At 62.1% G+C, this 18,362-nt stretch carries 20 protein-coding genes; 13 read left to right on the forward strand and 7 right to left on the reverse strand.

Going from position 1 to position 18,362, the window contains the following annotated elements; all coding sequences use genetic code 11:
* Positions 1–122 precede the first annotated feature (122 nt).
* Complete coding sequence (locus tag B8784_RS09505) at positions 123–917, forward strand: thymidylate synthase (protein WP_084397759.1); 795 nt, start codon at positions 123–125, stop codon at positions 915–917.
* Between the two features lie 84 nt (positions 918–1,001).
* On the opposite strand, the gene B8784_RS09510 is transcribed toward B8784_RS09505, so the two are convergent.
* On the reverse strand, positions 1,002–1,787 hold the full coding sequence (locus B8784_RS09510) for an SDR family oxidoreductase (RefSeq protein WP_084397713.1): 786 nt from the start codon (positions 1,785–1,787) through the stop codon (positions 1,002–1,004).
* Between the two features lie 71 nt (positions 1,788–1,858).
* On the reverse strand, positions 1,859–2,269 hold the full coding sequence (locus B8784_RS21915) for a VUT family protein (RefSeq protein ID WP_233356047.1): 411 nt from the start codon (positions 2,267–2,269) through the stop codon (positions 1,859–1,861).
* Between B8784_RS21915 and B8784_RS21920 the strand changes: the two genes are divergently transcribed.
* From B8784_RS21920 to B8784_RS09525, 3 genes are all read left to right on the forward strand, one after another.
* A complete protein-coding gene (locus B8784_RS21920) occupies positions 2,261–2,623 on the forward strand; it encodes a hypothetical protein (protein ID WP_233356048.1) in 363 nt (120 codons plus the stop codon). The two genes, B8784_RS21915 and B8784_RS21920, sit on opposite strands and share 9 nt — an antisense overlap.
* Positions 2,624–2,685: 62 nt before the next feature.
* Positions 2,686–3,210: a dihydrofolate reductase gene (locus tag B8784_RS09520; RefSeq protein WP_143435399.1), complete on the forward strand. Its 525-nt coding sequence runs from the start codon at positions 2,686–2,688 to the stop codon at positions 3,208–3,210.
* 99 nt (positions 3,211–3,309) lie between these two features.
* On the forward strand, positions 3,310–4,218 hold the full coding sequence (locus tag B8784_RS09525) for an SMP-30/gluconolactonase/LRE family protein (protein ID WP_084397715.1): 909 nt from the start codon (positions 3,310–3,312) through the stop codon (positions 4,216–4,218).
* Positions 4,219–4,233: 15 nt separating this feature from the next.
* Here the strand turns inward: B8784_RS09525 and B8784_RS09530 are convergent, their stop codons facing one another.
* Both B8784_RS09530 and B8784_RS09535 read right to left on the reverse strand, forming a co-directional pair.
* Entirely contained in the window at positions 4,234–4,578 is a 345-nt protein-coding gene (locus B8784_RS09530) for a DUF3088 domain-containing protein (protein WP_084397716.1), read from the reverse strand.
* 7 nt (positions 4,579–4,585) lie between these two features.
* Positions 4,586–5,767 (reverse strand): P-loop NTPase, encoded by a 1,182-nt coding sequence (locus tag B8784_RS09535; RefSeq protein WP_084397717.1) that lies wholly within the window; start codon positions 5,765–5,767, stop codon positions 4,586–4,588.
* A 90-nt stretch (positions 5,768–5,857) separates the two neighbouring features.
* Between B8784_RS09535 and hflK the strand changes: the two genes are divergently transcribed.
* The 6 genes from hflK (at position 5,858) to B8784_RS09565 (ending at position 11,037) form a co-directional block, all read left to right on the forward strand.
* On the forward strand, positions 5,858–7,018 hold the full coding sequence (gene hflK / locus B8784_RS09540) for an FtsH protease activity modulator HflK (RefSeq protein ID WP_084397718.1): 1,161 nt from the start codon (positions 5,858–5,860) through the stop codon (positions 7,016–7,018).
* Positions 7,019–7,021: 3 nt separating this feature from the next.
* Positions 7,022–7,918 carry a protease modulator HflC gene (gene hflC, locus B8784_RS09545; protein WP_084397719.1) on the forward strand — a complete coding sequence of 299 codons (897 nt, stop codon included), beginning with the start codon at positions 7,022–7,024 and terminating at the stop codon, positions 7,916–7,918.
* A 31-nt stretch (positions 7,919–7,949) separates the two neighbouring features.
* Positions 7,950–8,147, forward strand: coding sequence for a DUF2065 domain-containing protein (locus B8784_RS09550; protein ID WP_084397720.1), 198 nt, complete (start codon positions 7,950–7,952; stop codon positions 8,145–8,147).
* A gap of 74 nt (positions 8,148–8,221) precedes the next feature.
* Entirely contained in the window at positions 8,222–9,685 is a 1,464-nt protein-coding gene (locus tag B8784_RS09555; RefSeq protein ID WP_233356050.1) for a Do family serine endopeptidase, read from the forward strand.
* A 100-nt stretch (positions 9,686–9,785) separates the two neighbouring features.
* On the forward strand, positions 9,786–10,169 hold the full coding sequence (locus B8784_RS09560) for a MarR family transcriptional regulator (protein WP_084397721.1): 384 nt from the start codon (positions 9,786–9,788) through the stop codon (positions 10,167–10,169).
* A gap of 16 nt (positions 10,170–10,185) precedes the next feature.
* Entirely contained in the window at positions 10,186–11,037 is an 852-nt protein-coding gene (locus tag B8784_RS09565) for a C40 family peptidase (RefSeq protein ID WP_233356051.1), read from the forward strand.
* 3 nt (positions 11,038–11,040) lie between these two features.
* Here the strand turns inward: B8784_RS09565 and B8784_RS09570 are convergent, their stop codons facing one another.
* Positions 11,041–11,919 carry a c-type cytochrome gene (locus B8784_RS09570; RefSeq protein WP_084397722.1) on the reverse strand — a complete coding sequence of 293 codons (879 nt, stop codon included), beginning with the start codon at positions 11,917–11,919 and terminating at the stop codon, positions 11,041–11,043.
* A gap of 262 nt (positions 11,920–12,181) precedes the next feature.
* On the opposite strand from B8784_RS09570, the gene B8784_RS09575 reads away from it, so the two are divergent.
* Complete coding sequence (locus tag B8784_RS09575; RefSeq protein WP_233356052.1) at positions 12,182–13,039, forward strand: prephenate dehydratase; 858 nt, start codon at positions 12,182–12,184, stop codon at positions 13,037–13,039.
* Between the two features lie 7 nt (positions 13,040–13,046).
* Here the strand turns inward: B8784_RS09575 and B8784_RS09580 are convergent, their stop codons facing one another.
* Positions 13,047–14,417, reverse strand: coding sequence for a hypothetical protein (locus B8784_RS09580; RefSeq protein WP_084397723.1), 1,371 nt, complete (start codon positions 14,415–14,417; stop codon positions 13,047–13,049).
* Positions 14,418–14,457: 40 nt separating this feature from the next.
* Positions 14,458–15,387 carry a phosphoserine phosphatase SerB gene (gene serB, locus B8784_RS09585; protein WP_084397724.1) on the reverse strand — a complete coding sequence of 310 codons (930 nt, stop codon included), beginning with the start codon at positions 15,385–15,387 and terminating at the stop codon, positions 14,458–14,460.
* Between the two features lie 51 nt (positions 15,388–15,438).
* On the opposite strand from serB, the gene miaA reads away from it, so the two are divergent.
* Both miaA and B8784_RS09595 read left to right on the forward strand, forming a co-directional pair.
* A complete protein-coding gene (gene miaA, locus B8784_RS09590) occupies positions 15,439–16,368 on the forward strand; it encodes a tRNA (adenosine(37)-N6)-dimethylallyltransferase MiaA (RefSeq protein WP_084397725.1) in 930 nt (309 codons plus the stop codon).
* A gap of 197 nt (positions 16,369–16,565) precedes the next feature.
* Positions 16,566–18,344: an acetolactate synthase 3 large subunit gene (locus B8784_RS09595; protein WP_084397726.1), complete on the forward strand. Its 1,779-nt coding sequence runs from the start codon at positions 16,566–16,568 to the stop codon at positions 18,342–18,344.
* The last annotated feature ends 18 nt before the right edge of the window (positions 18,345–18,362 follow it).

Consider the following 18,362-nt stretch of genomic DNA (forward strand, 5'->3'; position numbering starts at 1 on the left):
TGATTGGAGCCGGTGCGTGAGTTTCGTGTTTACGGTTTACCGTCCGTTAAGAGGCGAAAGCCGTTCCGGGCTGGTTGGGAATGCTGGACACGGGCGCCAGACTCGGCAAATGTCGCTCCATCATGAAGCAGTATCTCGATCTTCTTCAGGACGTCCTCGACAACGGTGTCGCGCGCGGCGACCGCACCGGGACGGGGACGCTCGGTGTCTTTGGCAGGCAGATGCGGTTCGACCTGGCCGACAGCTTTCCTCTGCTGACGACCAAGAAGCTGCACCTGCGCTCCATCATCCATGAACTGCTCTGGTTCCTGAAAGGCGATACCAACATCGCCTACCTCAAGGAAAACGGCGTCTCGATCTGGGATGAGTGGGCAGACGAGAACGGCGATCTCGGGCCCGTCTATGGCAAGCAGTGGCGCTCCTGGGTCGGCCCGGACGGGCAGACCATCGACCAGATCGAATGGGTGCTGAACGAGATCCGGACCAATCCGAATTCGCGCCGCCTTGTCGTGTCGGCCTGGAACCCGGCGGATGTGAACGAGATGGCGCTGCCGCCCTGTCACTGCCTGTTCCAGTTCCATGTGGCCGAAGGCCGGCTCAGCTGCCAGCTTTACCAGCGCTCGGCCGATATCTTTCTTGGCGTGCCGTTCAACATCGCCTCCTATGCGCTGCTGACCATGATGATGGCGCGGGCAACAGGGCTTGAGCCCGGCGAGTTCATCCACACGCTGGGCGATGCGCACCTTTATTCGAACCATATCGAGCAGGCGAAGTTGCAGCTGACACGCACACCGCTCGCTCCGCCGCGCATGATCCTCAATCCGGAGAAGACCGATCTCTTCTCATGGAGCTATGAGGACTTCGAACTCGTAGGTTACGAGGCCCACAAGCACATCAAGGCCCCGGTGGCGGTGTAAGCTAGGTGGCGCCGGACAAGGCATGGCCGTCATCCCCGCCTCTCTATCGACTGGCCGGGATGACGACACTTTTGCTCTCACCGATTAGCGCGGCGCCATGCGGATCGAGCCGTCGAGCCGGAAATTGTGGCCATTGAGATAGGTGTTCCGCGCGATCTCGAGCGCCAGCGATCCGAACTCTTCCGGATTGCCGAGCCGCTTGGGGAAGGGGACGGACGCGGCCAGGCTGTCCAGAACCTTCTGTGGGGCCCCGAGCATGAGCGGGGTCGCGAATATGCCCGGCATGATCGAGTTCACACGGATGCCGATATCCATGAGGTCGCGCGCCATGGGCAGAACCAGACCGTTCACGCCCGCCTTGCACGAGCCATAGATGACCTGGCCGATCTGCGCATCCTGCGCGGCGACAGAGGCAGTGAGAGTGATACATCCACGCTCGCCATCCTCATTGAGCGCTTCGGAATTCGCCATGCCAAGTGCTGACATGGAGGCAATGCGGTAGGAGGCGACGAGGATGCCCTGCGCGCCGCGATCATACATCTCCGTCGGTGTGCGCTTGTATTTCATCGTTTCCTTGTCGAAGGAGAGCGTCTTGCCCCGGCCCGATGTCATGGCGCAATGAACCGTGATCCGCTCCTGGCCATGAGCGGCGCGGGCTTTCTCGAAGCCGGCCTCGCAGGAAGCCTCGTCGAGAATGTCCACTTTGCAGAAGATGCCGCCGATGGATTTGGCGACCTCTTCGCCTTTCTCTTCCTGGATGTCGAAGATGGCGACCTTCACGCCATGATCCGCCAGGGCCTCCGCGGTGGCGCGGCCAAGGCCGGAAGCGCCGCCGGTGACGATGGCTGGTGTGTCTGGACCGAGTTTCATTGGATATCCTCCCTTTGTCTTGTGACCGGGACGATAGCCGATTGAATCGGGCTGCGAAGTGTGCCGTCGGGTCAGCTCCGGTTGGTGGCCGGTGTGTAACCGTCATCGTCATAGGGATCGATCTGGCCGGCATCCTCGCGCCGCCGGATCAGCCAGGAGACGAGAACGGCGCCGATCATCTTGCCGATGATGAAGACGACCCAGTTGGCCGGATGCAGCATGTTGCCGGGCTCATCCCCCAGCCGGATCTGGCGCGCAAGGTCGGCACCATAGAGGAAAATCGTGGTATCGACCGGGGCGGCGACCGCGCTGGAGAGAATGATTCGGGTGGAAAGCCGGTATTTGGTGAACGTGTAGATCAACCAGTCCGTGATCTCGGAAATGGCGAAGGCGATCCCCGAGGCCAGCGCGATAACTGGCCATGCATAGTAGAACGACCAGGCAATCGCCAACGCCATGACGACCAGAACCTTGTGACCCATGCCGCGCTGGACGAAATCCCGGAACACGAAAACCAGCCCGGTTACAACAGTGAGGGGGTGAATCTCGATTCCCTGCCGGAAGGTTTCGTTCGGCGGCAGCAGTATGAAGCTTTCCACAATCCCGAAAGACCAGTTCAGGAATGGGATGGTTGCGAAGTACAGGAAGGCCCAGAAACGGCCACCAAAAGAGTAAATAAGAATGGCCGTTACCATAAGGCCAATCAATACTTCTTCTTTATTCGTTGGCCGGCCATTGGTTATCGCGCCGATCAAACCATCCCAAAGTTCCATCATGAATTGAATTTTTCCTGTCTGAAACCAGCACTATTGATCTGGGTTAAATCACCGACCTAGATAGGTCATGGGGGCGAAGAGAAAACCGCGATAGACGGGATGGGAAAGCAAGAGGACTTGGTATGGAAGGATCTGTAAAGCTGTCGATGATCGTTGCGCGGTCGCGAAACGGCATCATTGGCAGAGATGGAGGCCTTCCCTGGAAGCTGTCCGACGATCTCAAATTTTTCAAGCGGACCACGATGGGCCACCCGATCATCATGGGGCGGCACACTTGGGAAAGCCTTCCGCGTAAGCCTCTGCCGGGCCGCCAGAATATCGTCATCTCGAAGGACTGGGCCTATGCCGCCATCGGCGCGCGCGTCTATTCCAACCTGAACGCCGCGATCAATGCCGCCAAGGCCATTGCCAACAAGGATGGGGTGGAAGAGGTTTTCATCATTGGCGGCCAGTCCCTGTTCGAGCGGGCCATGCCGCTGACCGATATCCTCTATATCAGCGAGGTGGATGCCGAGATTGACGGCGATGTCTCGTTCCCCGGTTTTGACGAAAGCGAGTTCGAGGAGGTAGCGACGAGCCGTTTCGAGGCCGGCGAGCGCAATGAGTATCCCTTTACCCTGCGCGTCCTCCAGCGCGTGCAGGATTAAAGCCGGAAACCTGTCTCGCCTTCCCCTACGGCCCCGCTTGAAAGGCCTCTGTCAGCGCGCAACAGTCCCCGTCAAAACCAGACGGAAGGGAGTTGCGCCATGGATTTCGAGGTGGTCACGGAAGGCTTGCGGTTTCCGGAAGGCCCGGTCGTCATGTCGGACGGCTCGGTCATTGTTGTCGAGATCGAGAGCAAGAAGATCACGCGCTGCTGGGGCGACGGCAAGAAAGAGGTGATTGCCGAGCCGGGCGGCGGGCCGAACGGTCTCGCCATCGGCCCGGACGGGGCGCTCTGGTGCACCAATAATGGCGGTTTCATCTATCATGAACGCGACGGATTGCTGATCCCCGGCCATGCCCCGGAAGACTATTCCGGCGGCCGGATCGAGCGCATCGACCTGTCGACCGGAAAGGTCGAGGTCGTCGCGACCCATTGCGGGGACCGCCCCCTGAAAGGCCCGAACGACCTCGTTTTCGACAAAGCGGGCAATCTCTACTTCACCGATCTCGGCAAGAGCTATGACAATTATCGCGACACGGGCGGGGTCTATTTCATGCCTGCCGGCTCGGACAAGGTGCAGGAACTCGACTACAACCAGATATCGCCGAATGGCATCGGCCTCTCGCCGGATGAGAACACGGTCTATTTCGCCGACACGATGACCGCGCGCGTCTGGGCCTATGACCTGGAAAGCCCGGGCGTTGCGAAACAGGCAGGGCCGTTCACGACCGGCCGGCTCCTCGCCGGCATGCCGGACCTTCGCTATTTCGACAGCCTCGCCATTTCAGCCGCCGGCAATGTCTGCGTGGCGACCATTCTGCAGGGCGGCATCACCACTGTGCAGCCGGACGGCCAGCACTCGCACATCCCTTTCCCCGACCCGTTCGTGACGAACATCGCGTTCGGCGGCGAGGACATGATGGATGCCTGGGTGACGCTGTCGGGCACCGGCAAGCTCATCAAGTGCCGCTGGCCGGAGGCGGGCCTGAAGCTGAACTTCAATGCCTGACGGCGCGTCGGCCCCTTAGGGGTGCGGGGCCGGGAAGCCGTGGCGTTCAGAGAGCGCTGCCAGAATGGCGTCCCGGTCATTGATGAAGGCGCGGCCTTCAAACGTGCCCGACTGGTGCGCTGAGGTTTCGCCTTCTGCCAGAAGCAGCATCGGCAGGGACTGATTGTCCTCTCCCACCACGGCGACCACGTCCTTGCGCGGGCGGGGCCAATCGACCCGCCGGACATCCAGCTTTTTGGCCAGCTCCGGGAAGGACGCCAGCACCCCTTCAACCATCGCGCAGGGCGGACAATAGAATGTCTCGCCGGGATAGTCGGGGTCTTCGCCGGGCTTCAGCAGGTAGAGTACATCGTGGCTCATCGGTGGTTCAGTCCTCAAAGATGATTTTCGGTGGGGTCTTTGTCTGCAGGCTGTCGAGGTTGAGCGCGACCGAGCGGGCAATCTCGTGAAAGCGCTTCGAAGCCTCGCCCTCGCCGGCGGCGGCAGGCTTGCCGGTGTCGCCGCCTTCGCGGATCTCGGTCAGCATGGGCAGCTGGCCGAGCAGGGGCAGGCCAAGTGTATCGGCTGTTTTCTGGCCGCCGCCCTCGCCCATCAGGTAATGCCGGTTGCCAGCCGGGTCCTCGAACCAGCTCATCGTCTCGATGATGCCAAGCACGGGCACCGCCGTTTTGGCGAACATGGCCGCGCCCCGGCGCACATCCGAGAGGGCCACTTCCTGCGGCGTCGTCACCAGCACGGCCGCAGTGACGGGCACGCGCTGGGCGATGGTGAGCTGTGCGTCGCCCGTGCCGGGTGGGGTGTCGATGATCAGCAGGTCGAGCGGATCTTCCGGCGTGCCCCAGGCGGCATCGTTCAGCATCTGCGTGATGGCCGACATCACGATGGGGCCGCGCCAGATCATCGGCGCGTCCGGGTCTGACAGGTAGCCGATGGATAGCGAGTGGATGCCATGGGCTTCGACAGGGATCAGTTTTCCGTTCCGGTCGGTTGCGGGCTGGGCATCGCCCGTGCCCAGCATGGTCGGCGCACTCGGACCATAGATGTCCGCGTCGAGGAGGCCGGTCTTCAGGCCGAGCTTGGCAAAGGAGGCCGCGAGATTGACCGCCACGGTCGACTTGCCGACGCCGCCCTTGGCGCTCGCGACGACCAGGATGCGGGAGATGCCGGGGATCTTGTCGGTCGTCGGCTGGCCGGGCTGCCCCTGTGAGACCGCTTCGTCCGAAAGCCGGGCGCCCTTGCGGACGCGCTGCGCGCCGGCTTGCGGGGGCGTCTCTTGAGGGGCGTGTGCTTCATGCGTGTGCGCGCCGGGCTGTCGCTCGGCGGTCAGCATGGCGTGGACTTCGTTGACGCCTTTCACATTCAGGGCGCGGGCTTCGGCTTCGACACGGCGGGTTTCGGATTCTTCCATGTTCTCCGGATCCGCCTCGAGTACGAGCGTCACCACGCCGCCTTCGCGAATCCGAAGGCCTTGCAGCCAGGCGGGATCGCCCAGCGCACGCCGAATGGCGCTTTCAAGCTTGTCTGATTGTCGCGACCGGGCACGAAACATGCGGGTTACTCCTTGATGCGAGCGCGCTGGGATGCACATATCTGCGCAATGCCTATATGGCCATAGACGGACAGTCATGAAGGAGGGGCAATGCCCTGGAATGAAAACAAGGACGGGGACGGCTCGTCCAAGGGCAATGGCAGCCCGTGGGGATCCGGCAAGAAGGGCAATGATTCACCCTGGTCGCGACCGGGTGGTTCAGGTGGATCCGGAGGCTCCGGAGGGAGCGGCGGTGGCGGTGGTAACCGTCCCGACCTCGAGGAACAGATGCGCCGGATGCAGGAACGCTTTCGCCGTGGCCGTGGAAACGGCGGTGGCGGCGGTCGTGGCCGCGGTGGCGGTCAGGGCTTCGGGCCCTTCGGCTTTGCCGTTCTGGCGCTGGCAGCGCTGATCGCCTGGCTGGCCACGGGTGTCGTGGTCGTCGACGAAGGCGAGCGCGCGGCTGTTTTCCGCTTCGGCGAATGGCAGAAGAATTTCCCGCCGGGCCTTCACGTTCACCTGCCGACCCCGATCGAGACGCATGAGGTCATGCCGTCGGAGAAGCAACAGGTCACCGAGATCGGCGCCGACAATGATGAGCGCTTCATGCTGACCGGCGACGAGAATATCGTCGACGTCCAGTTCCGCGTCTTCTGGTATTATGACGAGGAAGATCCGGAAAACTTCATTCTCAATGTCGAGGGCGGCGCAGAACTCGTGAAAGCGTCCGCCGAATCGGTGATGCGTGAGGTTGTCGGCAAATCCAATCTCGACGATATCATCACAACGGGCCGTGGCGAGTTGCAGGCGCAGGTGCGCGAACAGCTGAGCACGCTTCTCAATGACTACCGCGCCGGCGTGCAGATCCTGAACGTCGAGATCCAGGAAGCCCAGGCACCGGCGCCGGTGCGTGACGCCTTCATCGACGTGGTTGTCGCCGGGCAGGACGCGGAACGCGCCGTGCAGGAAGCCAACCGTTATTCCAACGACATCATCCCGCGGGCACGCGGTGCCGCCGAGCAGATCATCCAGGATGCCGAAGCCTATCGTGAGCAGGTCATCGCCGATGCGACCGGTCAGGCCTCTCGCTTCACGCAAATTCTGGATGAGTATCGTCAGGCGCCCCAGGTCACGCGGGAACGTATGTATCTGGAGACCATGGAACGTATTCTCAATCGCAGCGACAAGATGATCCTGGATCAGGAGTCCGGGGCCGTGCCCTACCTTCCGCTTGAGGGCATGAACCGCAGCAGAAGCAGTCAGGGGAACTAGATCATGAGACCGATCGGAATTCTTGGAATCGTCGCGGTCGTGATCGTCGTGATCGTCGCGTTCAATTCCTTCTTTATCGTGGACCAGCGCAAGCAGGCGCTTCTGCTCCAGGTCGGCCGGGCTGTCGAAGCCTATAACGAGCCGGGCTCGGATGAGGCGGGGCTGAAGTTCAAGATCCCGCTGGTTCAGAATGTCGTCATGTATGACCGGCGCAATCTCGGCCTCGATGTGCCGAACATCGAAGCCTATGCGTCGAACCAGGAGCAGTTGATCGTCGACGCTTTCGTGCGCTGGCAGATCGACGATCCGCTGGCCTTCTATCAGCGTCTCGGCACCGAGCGGGAAGCCCGCAGCCAGCTGTTGAACTTCACAGATGCGGCCATCCGTAACGCCCTGGCTTCACGCCTTCCGGAGGACATCATCTCCGGTCAGCGGTCTGAGCTGATGGACGAGATCCGCGATAATCTCGCCAACAATATTTCCGGGCGCGGCATCGAGATCATCGATGTGCGTATCCGCCGGGCTGACCTGCCGGACGATGTGTCCGAACGGGTCTTCTCTCGGATGGAAGCGACCCGGAACCAGGAAGCCGAGCAGATCCGGGCCGAGGGCGACGAACGCGCCCGCGGTATCCGCGCCCGCGCAGAGCGTCAGCGCACCGTCATCCTGGCCGATGCCCGCCAGCAATCGGAACAGATCCGTGGTGAAGGTGATGCCAAGCGGAACGAGATCTATGCCAACGCCTATGAGCGGGACGAAGAGTTCTTCCGCTTCCAGCGGGCGCTCATTGCTTGCGAGGAATCTTTCACCGAAGGCACCCGCGTCGTTGTCGGGCCCAACAAGCTGGGCCTCTGCAATGACTTCATAACGCAGGCGGCCCGCAGCGGTACGCCGGGTTAACGGGCATGGAAGGCGGCAGGATGTATCAGCCATGACATGGCAGACACTCCTCGCCGCCATCGGCCTCTGGTTCGCTCTTGAGGGTATCCTCTATGCGGCCGCTCCCGACACGATGCAGCGCATGGCCGAATGGCTGTCGCGTATGCCGATCGAAAGCATCCGCAGTGGTGGTATCTGGTCGGCCATATTGGGGCTGGTTCTCTTCTATGCTGCGGTGCGCTTCGTGTGATGCGTTGCGCTCTGCCCGCGAAGCGCCATAGTTCTGTGCAAGGAGTGAAGTTTGAAGCAGACCGGAGCGTATCGATGAGCCTGAAAATGACGTCCGTCCTGGCCGGGCTTGCAGGTGTCGTGCTGTTGCAGCCGGGCGCCATGGCCCAGCGCGCCTCGCAGGCCGATACGTCGCTGTCGGACACGACCTCTGTCATCGACCAGAAACAGGCTCCGGAATCCTTCTCGAAACTGGCCAGGCGCCTGATGCCGGCCGTGGTCAACATCACGACCAGCCAGACGATTGCGCCTGACGGCATGCCCGAATTTCCCGACGGATCACCGCTGGAACGTTTCAACGAATTTTTCGGCCGTGACCCGGACGGCTTCCGCCGGGAAGGCTCGCTGGGCTCCGGCTTCCTGATTTCCGCCGACGGTACCGTCGTGACCAATAATCACGTCATCCAGAATGCCGACGAGATCAATGTCGTCTTCAATTCCGGGCGCACGCTGCAGGCCACGCTGGTCGGCACCGATCCGGAAACGGATGTGGCTGTTCTCAAGGTGGAAAGCGATGAGCCGCTGCCGCACGTCGATTTCGCCGACAGCGACGGGGCGGAAGTAGGCGACTGGGTGATGGCCATCGGCAACCCGTTCGGCTTTGGCGGCTCGGTGTCGGCCGGCATCATTTCGGCCCGCAACCGGGACATCCAGTCCGGGCGCTATGACGACTTCATTCAGACCGATGCCGCCATCAACCGCGGTAATTCCGGCGGGCCGCTGTTTAACCTGAATGGCGAGGTGATCGGCGTGAACACGGCCATCATTTCTCCGACCGGCGGATCGGTCGGGCTCGGCTTTTCCATCCCGTCCAACCTGGTCAGCCAGGTCGCCAGCCAGATCGTCGAATATGGCCACCCGCGCCGTGGCTGGTTCGGGGTCAATGTGCAGGGCATCGACCAGGGCATTGCCGACGCCTATGGCGTGAAAGAGCCGAAAGGCGTCATCATCACCGCCATCGACGGGGAAGGCCCCGCCGCCGATTCCGACTTCGAAGTGGGCGATCTCGTCCTGAGCTTCGATGGCAAAGTGGTCGAGGATGTGCGCGGCCTGTCGCGGATCGTGGCCGACACCGACATCGGCAAGACGGTCGACGTCGATGTCGTGCGCGACCGCAAGCGCCGCACGGTAGACTTCACGGTCGGCGAGCTTGAGAGCGAAAGCGCCGTCGAGGAGCGTGAGCCCATTCCGGAGAATGCGCTGGCGCAGAACCCCATCGGGGCCGAACTCAAATCCATCGATGACGATGCACGCCGGCGGTATGGCATCGCGCGCGATGTCGATGGCGTGCTGGTCAATTCGGTGGCCGCGAACGGGCCGAGCTTCGGCAAGCTGCGCAAGGGCGATGTCATCACCGAGATCGGTTTCAGGAAGATTGCCGGCGTGGAAGACGCGCACGCCGCGCTGGATCCGCAGACCGCGCCGGGCGGAAAAGACATGCTGATTCGCATCTGGCGGAACGGCCAGACAATGTTTTTCACAATAAAGCCAGAGCGCTAGCGGAATTCGAGTCCCGTCTGCGTTAAGGGACTCTTTACGCTTCGCGCAAATCAGATTCTGATTCGCTTATCGACGGAAGATGGCGCGAAGGAGAATCCGAATGGCGATGAATGAAAGACAGTCCCTGGATCTGTGGCGCCGCACCATGTCGGCCTATGTCCGCACCTCGGACTGCGATCTTTCGGCGCGCCAGCAGGCGATTTTCCTGACCGTTGCCCTGGAACCCGGCCCGCACACGGTGCGCGGACTGGCCGCGAGTTTCGATCTCGCCAAGCCAGCGGTTACACGCGCGCTCGACACGCTGGAAAAGCAGGGTTTTGTCCGCCGCCGCAAGGACGAGAACGACTTGCGCAGCGTCTTCATAGAGCGCACGGTAGAGGGCATGGACTGGCTGCGCGGCTTTGCGCAGCTGATCATGCTGGCTGCCGATGGCAAGGACGTCGCCGTTCCGGCGGTGACCACAAAGCCGCAGGCAGCCGCCTGATCTATCGGGAGGCAGTGTGCCGGAGTTTGACGACAAGAGACTGACCCTGCCGGAAGGCGTGGACGGCACACCGATGCAGGTGAGTGCCGGGACGGCCGCCATCCACGAAGCGCCGGATGCAGCCTCCCAGATGGTGACGCAGGCCCTGCATGGCGAGGCTCTTATGGCGGGCCAGGAACGGGGCGGTTTCGTCCGGGTGCAGCTTGAACGCGACCGCTATGTCGGCTGGGCACTCAAGGAGGCCGTGGCATCCTCCGTGCTCGCGCCGACCCACAAGGTGTCCGCGCTCAGGACCTATGTCTATTCAGAACCCGACCTGAAGTCGGCCCCGCAGCTGATTGTGTCGCTGGGCAGCCGGCTCCGGATCACGGGGCAGGAGGGCCGCTTCCTCAAGAGTGAGCGCGGCGGCTGGCTGCCCGAGCAGCATGTCGCCGCCCTTGATGCGTATGAAACCGATCCGGCGGGTGTGGCCGAACTTTACCTGCATGCACCCTATCTCTGGGGCGGCTGCGACAGTCTCGGAATCGATTGCACCGGCCTGATGCGCGCAGCCTTTCTGGCTTGCGGCATCATCCTGCCGCGCGACAGCGACATGCAATACGCTTGGTGCGGCGAAGCCATCGGCGAGTGGCGAAAGCCGGGCGCACTTCAGCGCAGCGATCTCGTTTTCTGGAAGGGCCATGTCGGCATCATGCTGGATGGGGATATCTTCCTGCATGCCAATGCCCATCACATGGCGGTCGCGAAAGAGCCGCTCGCCGGGGCGATTGAGCGGATCGCAAAAATATACGGCGAGCCCATCGGGGCCCGCCGTATCGATCTTGTCTCCGGAAAGGCAGATACGCCGGCCTGGCTAAAGGCCGGCTAAGCCTTACTCTTCTTCAGTCGGTTCGCTGTCGCCGGTTTCGGCCGGTGCAGCTTCTTCCTCTGCCGGAGCGGCTTCTTCGCTGGCAGCCTCACCTTCAGCTTCGCCGGCGTTTTCACCCTCGGCGGGCTCGTTTGCGGTTTCAGCCGTATCGGCAGCTTCGCCTTCGGCCGGTGCCGCTTCGGTGGTTTCGCCTTCTGCGGCGGGCTCGGCTTCGGGGGGCTCACCTTCGGCAGCCGCGTCAGTGGCTTCGCCACCTTCTTCGCCTTCAGCGGTCTCGGTCTCTTCTTCTTCCGGCAGCGGCTCCGGGAAAGCCGGGGCATTCGGCGTCATCGAGGCCAGGTAGGCGATCACGTCGGCACGCTCCTCGTCGCGGCGCAGACCGGCGAAGGCCATGGTGGTGCCGCGGATATAGGAGGACGGGTTGGTCAGCCACTCGTCGATCGACTCATAGGTCCACGGCTTGCCAGCCGTTTCCATCATGGCGGAAGAGTAGCCGAAATTGTCCTTGTGGGCATGCTCGGCGGTCATGATGCCATAGAGGTTCGGGCCGGTGCCGTTGGCGCCGCCCTGTTCGATGGTGTGGCAAGTCGTGCACTTTGCCTTGAAGGAGCGCTCGCCGCGGCTCGCATCGGCATTGGCCAGCAGGGCGCCAAGGTCATAGACCTCTTCTTCCTCTGCGGCGCCACCGCCGGTCTCGGCAATGTCGGTGTAATAGGCAAAGCGGCTATGCGCCCAGTCATTCAGCGACATCTCCTCCTCTTCGCCGCCGTGATGGCCGCCGCCATGTCCGAAAACTGTCTCGGAGAGCAGCTTCAGGCCCATGACGCCAAGCAGAACGGCGAGGATGGCGCCGAAAACCTTGTTCCAGAAGAGATCGCCCATGGGATCGTCCTTGTGTGATTACCTTCTAACGCGCGCCTTCTGGCACGCTATCGAGTCGGAGGCAATATAACCGGGTGCGTCAGGGGATGCGCGGGGGCATATAGCGGCGAAACGGCGCACTTGGTGAGCCGGAATCCGCGTCTCCGGGCAATGGCCGGCACAAGATGGGGCGTAGGCGCTGTCGAATCGGGACTTGAAAATGCCGCCTGCCTCGCGCATGGCATGGCGCTTTCCGGCCGAACGGCGCCATAAGGACAGTGAGATGAACAAGACGATGACGGGCCGCATCGCCTATCAGGGCGAGCCCGGAGCGAATTCGCACATTGCCTGCCGCGACACTTATCCCGCGATGGAGCCGGTCGCCTGCAAGACGTTCGAGGATGTCCTCTCCATGGTCGAGCGCGGGGATGCCGACCTCGCCATGATTCCTGTGGAGAACACGATTGCCGGCCGGGTGGGCGACATTCACCACCTGCTGCCCGGCACCAGCCTGCACATGATCGGCGAGCATTTCATGCCGATCCGCTTCCAGCTGATGGCTTTGAAGGGCGCGTCCCTCACGGATGTGAAGCTCGCCCATTCGCACATCATGGCGCTTGGCCAGTGCCGCCGCTTCCTGAAGGAGCACGGCATTGATCCGGTGATCGCCGCCGATACGGCCGGGGCGGCGCGTATCGTGGCCGAGACGGGCGACAAGTCGATTGCCGCCATCGCACCGGAACTGGCTGCAGAGGTCTATGGGCTCGATATCCTGGCCCACAATATCGAGGATGCCGACCACAACACGACCCGCTTCGTCATCATGGCGCCGGAGCCGGTCGAGCATGACATCGAAGACGGGCCGACGGTCACGTCCTTCCTCTTCCAGGTGCGCAACATTCCGGCCGCGCTCTACAAGGCGATGGGCGGGTTTGCGACGAATGGCGTCAACATGACGAAGCTCGAAAGCTACCAGATCGACGGCTCCTTCACCGCCACCCAGTTCTATGCCGAGATCGAGGGCCATCCGGACGAGCGTTCGGTGCAACTCGCTCTGGAGGAGCTTGGCTTCTTCTCGACCTCGCTGAAGATCATCGGCGTCTTCCCAGCCCACCCGGAACGCTATCGCTCGGCACGGTAACGCCCGGTCAGTGCCGGCGCGTCGAGGCGAAGCCACTGATCGCGGCGACGAAGTAGCTGCCGAGGATGAGTGAAAGGACCTTCTGTACATCGAAGAGCAGGAGGCTCGTGCTGCTGAGGGATATGCAACCGGCATCTAGCGCTTCGGGGCAGTTTTGCCGGCCGAGGGGCGCTGTAAATTCAATCAGCGGGATCGAATTTTCCAGCGATAGGCGAACGGCATCGATTGTTGCGCCCATGCCGGCCCAGACAAGGGAAAACCCGGTCTGGACAAAATAGGCATAAGCGAACCCCAGTAGGAACAGGCCCCCGAACAGCCAAAGCGCCCGCCAGGGGGCATAGCCGAAACCGACAAACCAGCCCGATAAAAACCGCCCGGAACGGCTGATTGGCGACATGTCTGCCTTGTAGGTTTCCTGCCACTCCAGCCCGATTTTTAGTTTCTGTGCGGCTTCCAGCTGTCCTGTGCGTGCGAGTGCATCGGCCACGGTAATGAAGGGTTTGGGATCGAATTTCGAGGCTTTCGAGGAAGACTGTTCAAGCCATGTCAGAAGGGCTTCGGGCTTTTCATGCGCGATCGACGAGTTGTCCTTGAGGTTGACCCCACCAAATTCCTCAAAGGTGAGACCCGACAGATCGAGTGGGACATATTCAGCCCCGCGTTGAAAATCCCTCAGGCGGGCGCCGAAAGCACGGGCCCGGACGTTGCGGAGGGAAAGCGAGGCGTCTTCGGCCCAGGAAATGGGCGGGGACTCCGGATTGCTGAACTGGAGCTCGCCATTGATGTCGGCACCGGTCAGGTCGATCATGCCGGCCAGTTTCGTTCCGCGTAGCTGGAAGTTGGTGCCGACTTTCGCGCCGGCCAGGTTTGCGCCCTTCAATTCTGTCCCATCGCGGATGAACAGGCTTTTTGCAACGTTTACCTGATAGGCTTTGAGTTCGGTTCGAAATTTCGTGTCGGAGAGTTCGAGATTGCCTCCGAATTCCGCTGCCTGAACGGTCAGGTTTTCGAACTCGGCCTTGTTGGCGAGCATGCCGCGCTCGATCTGTGCCCCATTCATTTTGACGGGCGCTTCAAAGCAGCTTCGGTCGAGGATCAGTTGCGGCAGACGCAAATGGCGCAGATCGAGCTCCCCGAGAAAGCGGCAGCCAATGAGGTGAACATGCTTCTCGCTGCGATAGGCGCAGAGATTGACCGGGTCGCGAAAGACAACGCCCTCAATCCGGCAGACAGGGTGGGGGATGTGGGGAGAGGTGATGAGCCATTTCAGCAACTCGGCGCTGACCACGGGTGCAGGTGTCGAGGTAGCGGCTGTGTAAATGCCCGTCTCCATGAGGGCCTGCCGGATGTCTTCCTCTGGATCCGGGCTTGGCGGCATCTCTTAGCATCCTCTTGATAATTGTGCGAGCGCAGGCCTGTCAGTGCTTCCAGACGATCTCGCTGTCGGAAAAGCCCTGGAAGTAGAGCACGGTGGTGAGGTCGGTGACCGAGATCCCGCAATCGGCAGCCGCCGCCACGACCGGCTTGGCGCGGTAGGCGACGCCGAGGCCGGAGGCTTCGATCATGGCGAGGTCATTGGCCCCGTCGCCCATGGCAAGCGTGTCGGCCGGTGACAGGCTTAGGCCCTTCATCTCTGTCTCCAGGGCGGCGAGTTTGGCCTCGCGTCCGAGGATCGGCATGCCGACCTTGCCGGTCAGCGTCTTGCCATCGTCGAGCAAAGTGTTGCCCTGATGGGTATCGAAGCCGGCGGCTTCGGCGATGCGTGAAGTGAAATAGGTGAACCCGCCCGAGACGAGGACGCAGCGGGCCCCGCCGGCCTTCATCGTGGCGACAAGGGTTTCCGCGCCCGGCATCAGCGTGATGCGTTCGCGGTAGCAGGTCTCCAGCGTATCGAGCGCGAGCCCGTTCAGCATGCCGACCCGTTCGGTCAGCGCTTCCTCGAAATTCAGCTCACCGGCCATGGCGCGCTCGGTGATGGCGGAGATCTCGGCTTTCAGCCCGGCGAAATCGGCCAGTTCGTCGAGGCATTCCTGCTCGATGATGGTGGAGTCCATGTCGCAGATCATGAGCTTCTTGCGCCGGCCCCGGCTAGGCGAGACGCAGATATCGGCCTTGCCGGCAAAAGCTGTTTCCAGCGCCTTGCGCACCGCCTGGGCATCGGCCGGGCTGATGGCCTGTTCGATTGCGGTGAAGTGACCGTCGCCGCTCAGCATGCGGACCGGGGCTTTCTCGCTCACCCCGGTTTCCTGCAGGACCGTTTCCAGCGTGTCGCCGACAAGCTGCAGGCTGTCCCCGCCCGGGGCAACTACCGTCGCGACATGGCTGTAATCTGCGGTTTTTTCGTCCATTCTGGCGCTCCTTACTTAACGTGCGCGCGCAAACCTCTTACTTGCTATTCAATGAGACCTGCTATCCTCATTCATGGACCAACTGCAAGCGGGAAGACCGAACTGTCCATTCAGATCGCCCGCAAATATGACGGCGAGATCGTCAATGCGGATTCCATGCAGGTCTACCGGGATTTGAAGGTAATCTCTGCGCGCCCCGACGAGGCGGAGATGGCCGACGTTCCGCATCATCTCTTCGGCCATGTGCCGGCCAGCGAGCGCTACTCTACGGGGCAATGGCTGGAGCAGGCCCGCCCGGTGATCGAGGCGATCCAGAAGCGTGGCAAGACCGCTGTCGTCGTCGGTGGCACGGGGCTCTACCTCCTGGCGCTGACGCAGGGGCTATCCGAGATCCCGCCCGTGCCGGAGGAGACCCGTCATGAAGTGCTCGAAATCGCCAAGTCGGAAGGTGTGCGCGGGTTGAAGATCCGGCTGCAGGCCGTCGATCCGGAGGCGGCTGCGCGCATCGACGACAATGACCGCCAGCGCCTGAGCCGGGCCTATGAGGTGTGGCTGGCCACCGGCACGCCGCTGACCAGCTTCCAGAGCAAGCGTTCCAAGCCGGTCCTCAACGAGGATGAGTGGCTCGGCATCGCGCTCACCCCGCCGCGTGCGAAACTCTATTCCCGCATCGACAAGCGCTTCGAGGGAATGCTGATGGAAGGTGCCATGGAAGAGGCCCGCCAGCTGGTCGCCCAGGACATCGATCCGGACCTGCCGGCGATGAAGGCGCATGGCATGCCATGGCTTTCGGCGTTCATTCGCGGCGAGATCGATGCCGCGCTCGCGGCCGAAAATGCCAAGCGCGATACGCGGCGTTATGCCAAGCGGCAATTCACCTGGATCGGGCGGCAGTTTCCGTTCTGGCCCAGAATTCCGTCCACGGAGATCCCGACCCGGATGAGGGTTGTTTCTGCCCTTTATAAGGAGGTTGACCGATAGGCTGAGGCACGATATGCCCCATTTGCGATTTGGAGGAAAAAGCCTTGCGCCAGCAGAAGGTCGTCGTACTTATTAGCCGCCCGTGACTGACATCTGAGCAGATGTCGGCGCGGGTGCGTATGGAAGGGTCTCAATCGAGGCCCTTTTTCTTTTTCAGGTCGCATGAATTGAGCAGTGAAGATCGAATGAGCAGACCCATGGATACCCAGCCCCTGACCGAGACAGAGACGAAAGCCCGCACCATGACCGGCGCAGAGATCGTCATCACTGCGCTTCGGGAACAGGGCGTAGACACCATGTTCGGCTATCCCGGCGGGGCGGTCCTGCCGATCTATGATGCCATCTATTCCGAAGACTCGATCCACCACGTGCTCGTGCGCCATGAGCAGGGCGCCGGCCACGCCGCCGAAGGCTATGCCCGCTCGACCGGCAAGCCGGGCGTGGCGCTGGTCACCTCCGGGCCCGGCGCGACGAACATGGTCACGCCGATTACGGATGCGATGATGGACTCCATTCCGATGGTGGTGATCAGCGGCCAGGTGCCGACCCATCTCATCGGCACCGATGCCTTTCAGGAGTGCGACACGGTCGGCATTACCCGCTGCTGCGCCAAGCACAACTATCTCGTCACCGACGTCGAGGACCTCGCGCGCACCATCCACGAAGCCTTCCTGATTGCCACGTCCGGGCGGCCGGGGCCTGTGGTCATCGACATCCCCAAGGACGTCCAGTTCGCGACCGGCACCTATATCGGCAAGGAGGGCGTCTACAAGCCGACCTACCAGCCGAAGACCGAGCCGTCCCCGCACGCCATCGAGGACACGATTGCCCTGATGCGAGCCGCGCGCCGGCCGGTCTTCTATACCGGTGGCGGGGTCATCAATTCCGGGCCTGAAGCCTCGAAACTCCTGCGCGAGCTGCAGGAAGCCACCGGTTTCCCCGTGACCTCGACGCTGATGGGCCTCGGCGCCTTTCCGGCCAGCCATCCCGACTGGCTCGGCATGGTGGGGATGCACGGCGCCTATGAAGCCAATAATGCGATGCATGACTGCGATCTCATGATCTGCGTCGGCGCGCGCTTCGATGACCGGGTGACCGGCAAGGTCTCGGCTTTTTCGCCCGGCTCGCGGAAGGTTCACATCGACATCGACCCGTCCTCGATCAACAAGATCATCCGGGTCGACATTCCGATCGTGGCCGACTGCAAGGCCGCGCTGAAGGCGCTGCTGGACGGCTGGAAGAAGACGAAGGCGAAAAAGCCCGACCTCTCTGACTGGAAAGCCCAGATCGACAAGTGGCGCGAGCGCGACTGCTTTGCCTATCCGGAGAATGACGGCTCGATCCGCCCGCAATATGCCGTGGAGCGGTTGTACGAGCTGACCAGGGACCGCGACACCTACATCACGACCGAGGTCGGCCAGCACCAGATGTGGGCGGCCCAGCACTATCACTTCGAGGAGCCGAACCGCTGGATGACATCGGGCGGACTCGGCACGATGGGCTATGGCCTGCCATCCGCGGTCGGCGTGCAGGCGGCCCATCGCGACAGCCTCGTCATCGACATTGCCGGGGAAGCCTCGGTGCAGATGGTGATGCAGGAAATCTCCACCGCGGTTCAGCACAAGCTGCCGATCAAGGTCTTCATTCTCAACAATGAGTGGATGGGCATGGTGCGCCAGTGGCAAGAGCTGCTGCACGGCCAGCGCTATTCACATTCCTATTCCGAAAGCCTGCCGGATTTCGTGAAACTGGCCGAGGCCTATGGCGCCCATGGCATCCAGTGTTCCGATCCGGATGAGCTGGATGCCCGGATTCAGGAAATGATCGATCATCCCGGGCCTGTCGTCTTCGATTGCCTTGTCACCAAGGCGGAAAACTGCTTCCCGATGATCCCGTCCGGGGCAGCGCATAATGAGATGATCCTGGGCAGCATTTCCGGGGATGAAATCGATGAGGAAGGTCGTAAGCTGGTCTGATCCAGAAACGTTCGGGAC

It is taken from the genome of Henriciella aquimarina, assembly GCF_002088975.1.
Classification (GTDB): Bacteria; Pseudomonadota; Alphaproteobacteria; order Caulobacterales; family Hyphomonadaceae; genus Henriciella; species Henriciella aquimarina.

Coding starts and splice junctions, on each gene's coding strand:
- B8784_RS09505 (WP_084397759.1), top strand. CDS start 123: ATGAAGCAGTATCTCGATCTTCTTCAGGACGTCCTCGACAACGGTGTC.
- B8784_RS09510 (WP_084397713.1), bottom strand. CDS start 1,787: ATGAAACTCGGTCCAGACACACCAGCCATCGTCACCGGCGGCGCTTCC.
- B8784_RS21915 (WP_233356047.1), bottom strand. CDS start 2,269: ATGGGTCACAAGGTTCTGGTCGTCATGGCGTTGGCGATTGCCTGGTCG.
- B8784_RS09520 (WP_143435399.1), top strand. CDS start 2,686: ATGGAAGGATCTGTAAAGCTGTCGATGATCGTTGCGCGGTCGCGAAAC.
- B8784_RS09525 (WP_084397715.1), top strand. CDS start 3,310: ATGGATTTCGAGGTGGTCACGGAAGGCTTGCGGTTTCCGGAAGGCCCG.
- B8784_RS09530 (WP_084397716.1), bottom strand. CDS start 4,578: ATGAGCCACGATGTACTCTACCTGCTGAAGCCCGGCGAAGACCCCGAC.
- B8784_RS09535 (WP_084397717.1), bottom strand. CDS start 5,767: ATGTTTCGTGCCCGGTCGCGACAATCAGACAAGCTTGAAAGCGCCATT.
- hflK (WP_084397718.1), top strand. CDS start 5,858: ATGCCCTGGAATGAAAACAAGGACGGGGACGGCTCGTCCAAGGGCAAT.
- hflC (WP_084397719.1), top strand. CDS start 7,022: ATGAGACCGATCGGAATTCTTGGAATCGTCGCGGTCGTGATCGTCGTG.
- B8784_RS09550 (WP_084397720.1), top strand. CDS start 7,950: ATGACATGGCAGACACTCCTCGCCGCCATCGGCCTCTGGTTCGCTCTT.
- B8784_RS09555 (WP_233356050.1), top strand. CDS start 8,222: ATGAGCCTGAAAATGACGTCCGTCCTGGCCGGGCTTGCAGGTGTCGTG.
- B8784_RS09560 (WP_084397721.1), top strand. CDS start 9,786: ATGGCGATGAATGAAAGACAGTCCCTGGATCTGTGGCGCCGCACCATG.
- B8784_RS09570 (WP_084397722.1), bottom strand. CDS start 11,919: ATGGGCGATCTCTTCTGGAACAAGGTTTTCGGCGCCATCCTCGCCGTT.
- B8784_RS09575 (WP_233356052.1), top strand. CDS start 12,182: ATGAACAAGACGATGACGGGCCGCATCGCCTATCAGGGCGAGCCCGGA.
- B8784_RS09580 (WP_084397723.1), bottom strand. CDS start 14,417: ATGCCGCCAAGCCCGGATCCAGAGGAAGACATCCGGCAGGCCCTCATG.
- serB (WP_084397724.1), bottom strand. CDS start 15,387: ATGGACGAAAAAACCGCAGATTACAGCCATGTCGCGACGGTAGTTGCC.
- miaA (WP_084397725.1), top strand. CDS start 15,439: ATGAGACCTGCTATCCTCATTCATGGACCAACTGCAAGCGGGAAGACC.
- B8784_RS09595 (WP_084397726.1), top strand. CDS start 16,566: ATGGATACCCAGCCCCTGACCGAGACAGAGACGAAAGCCCGCACCATG.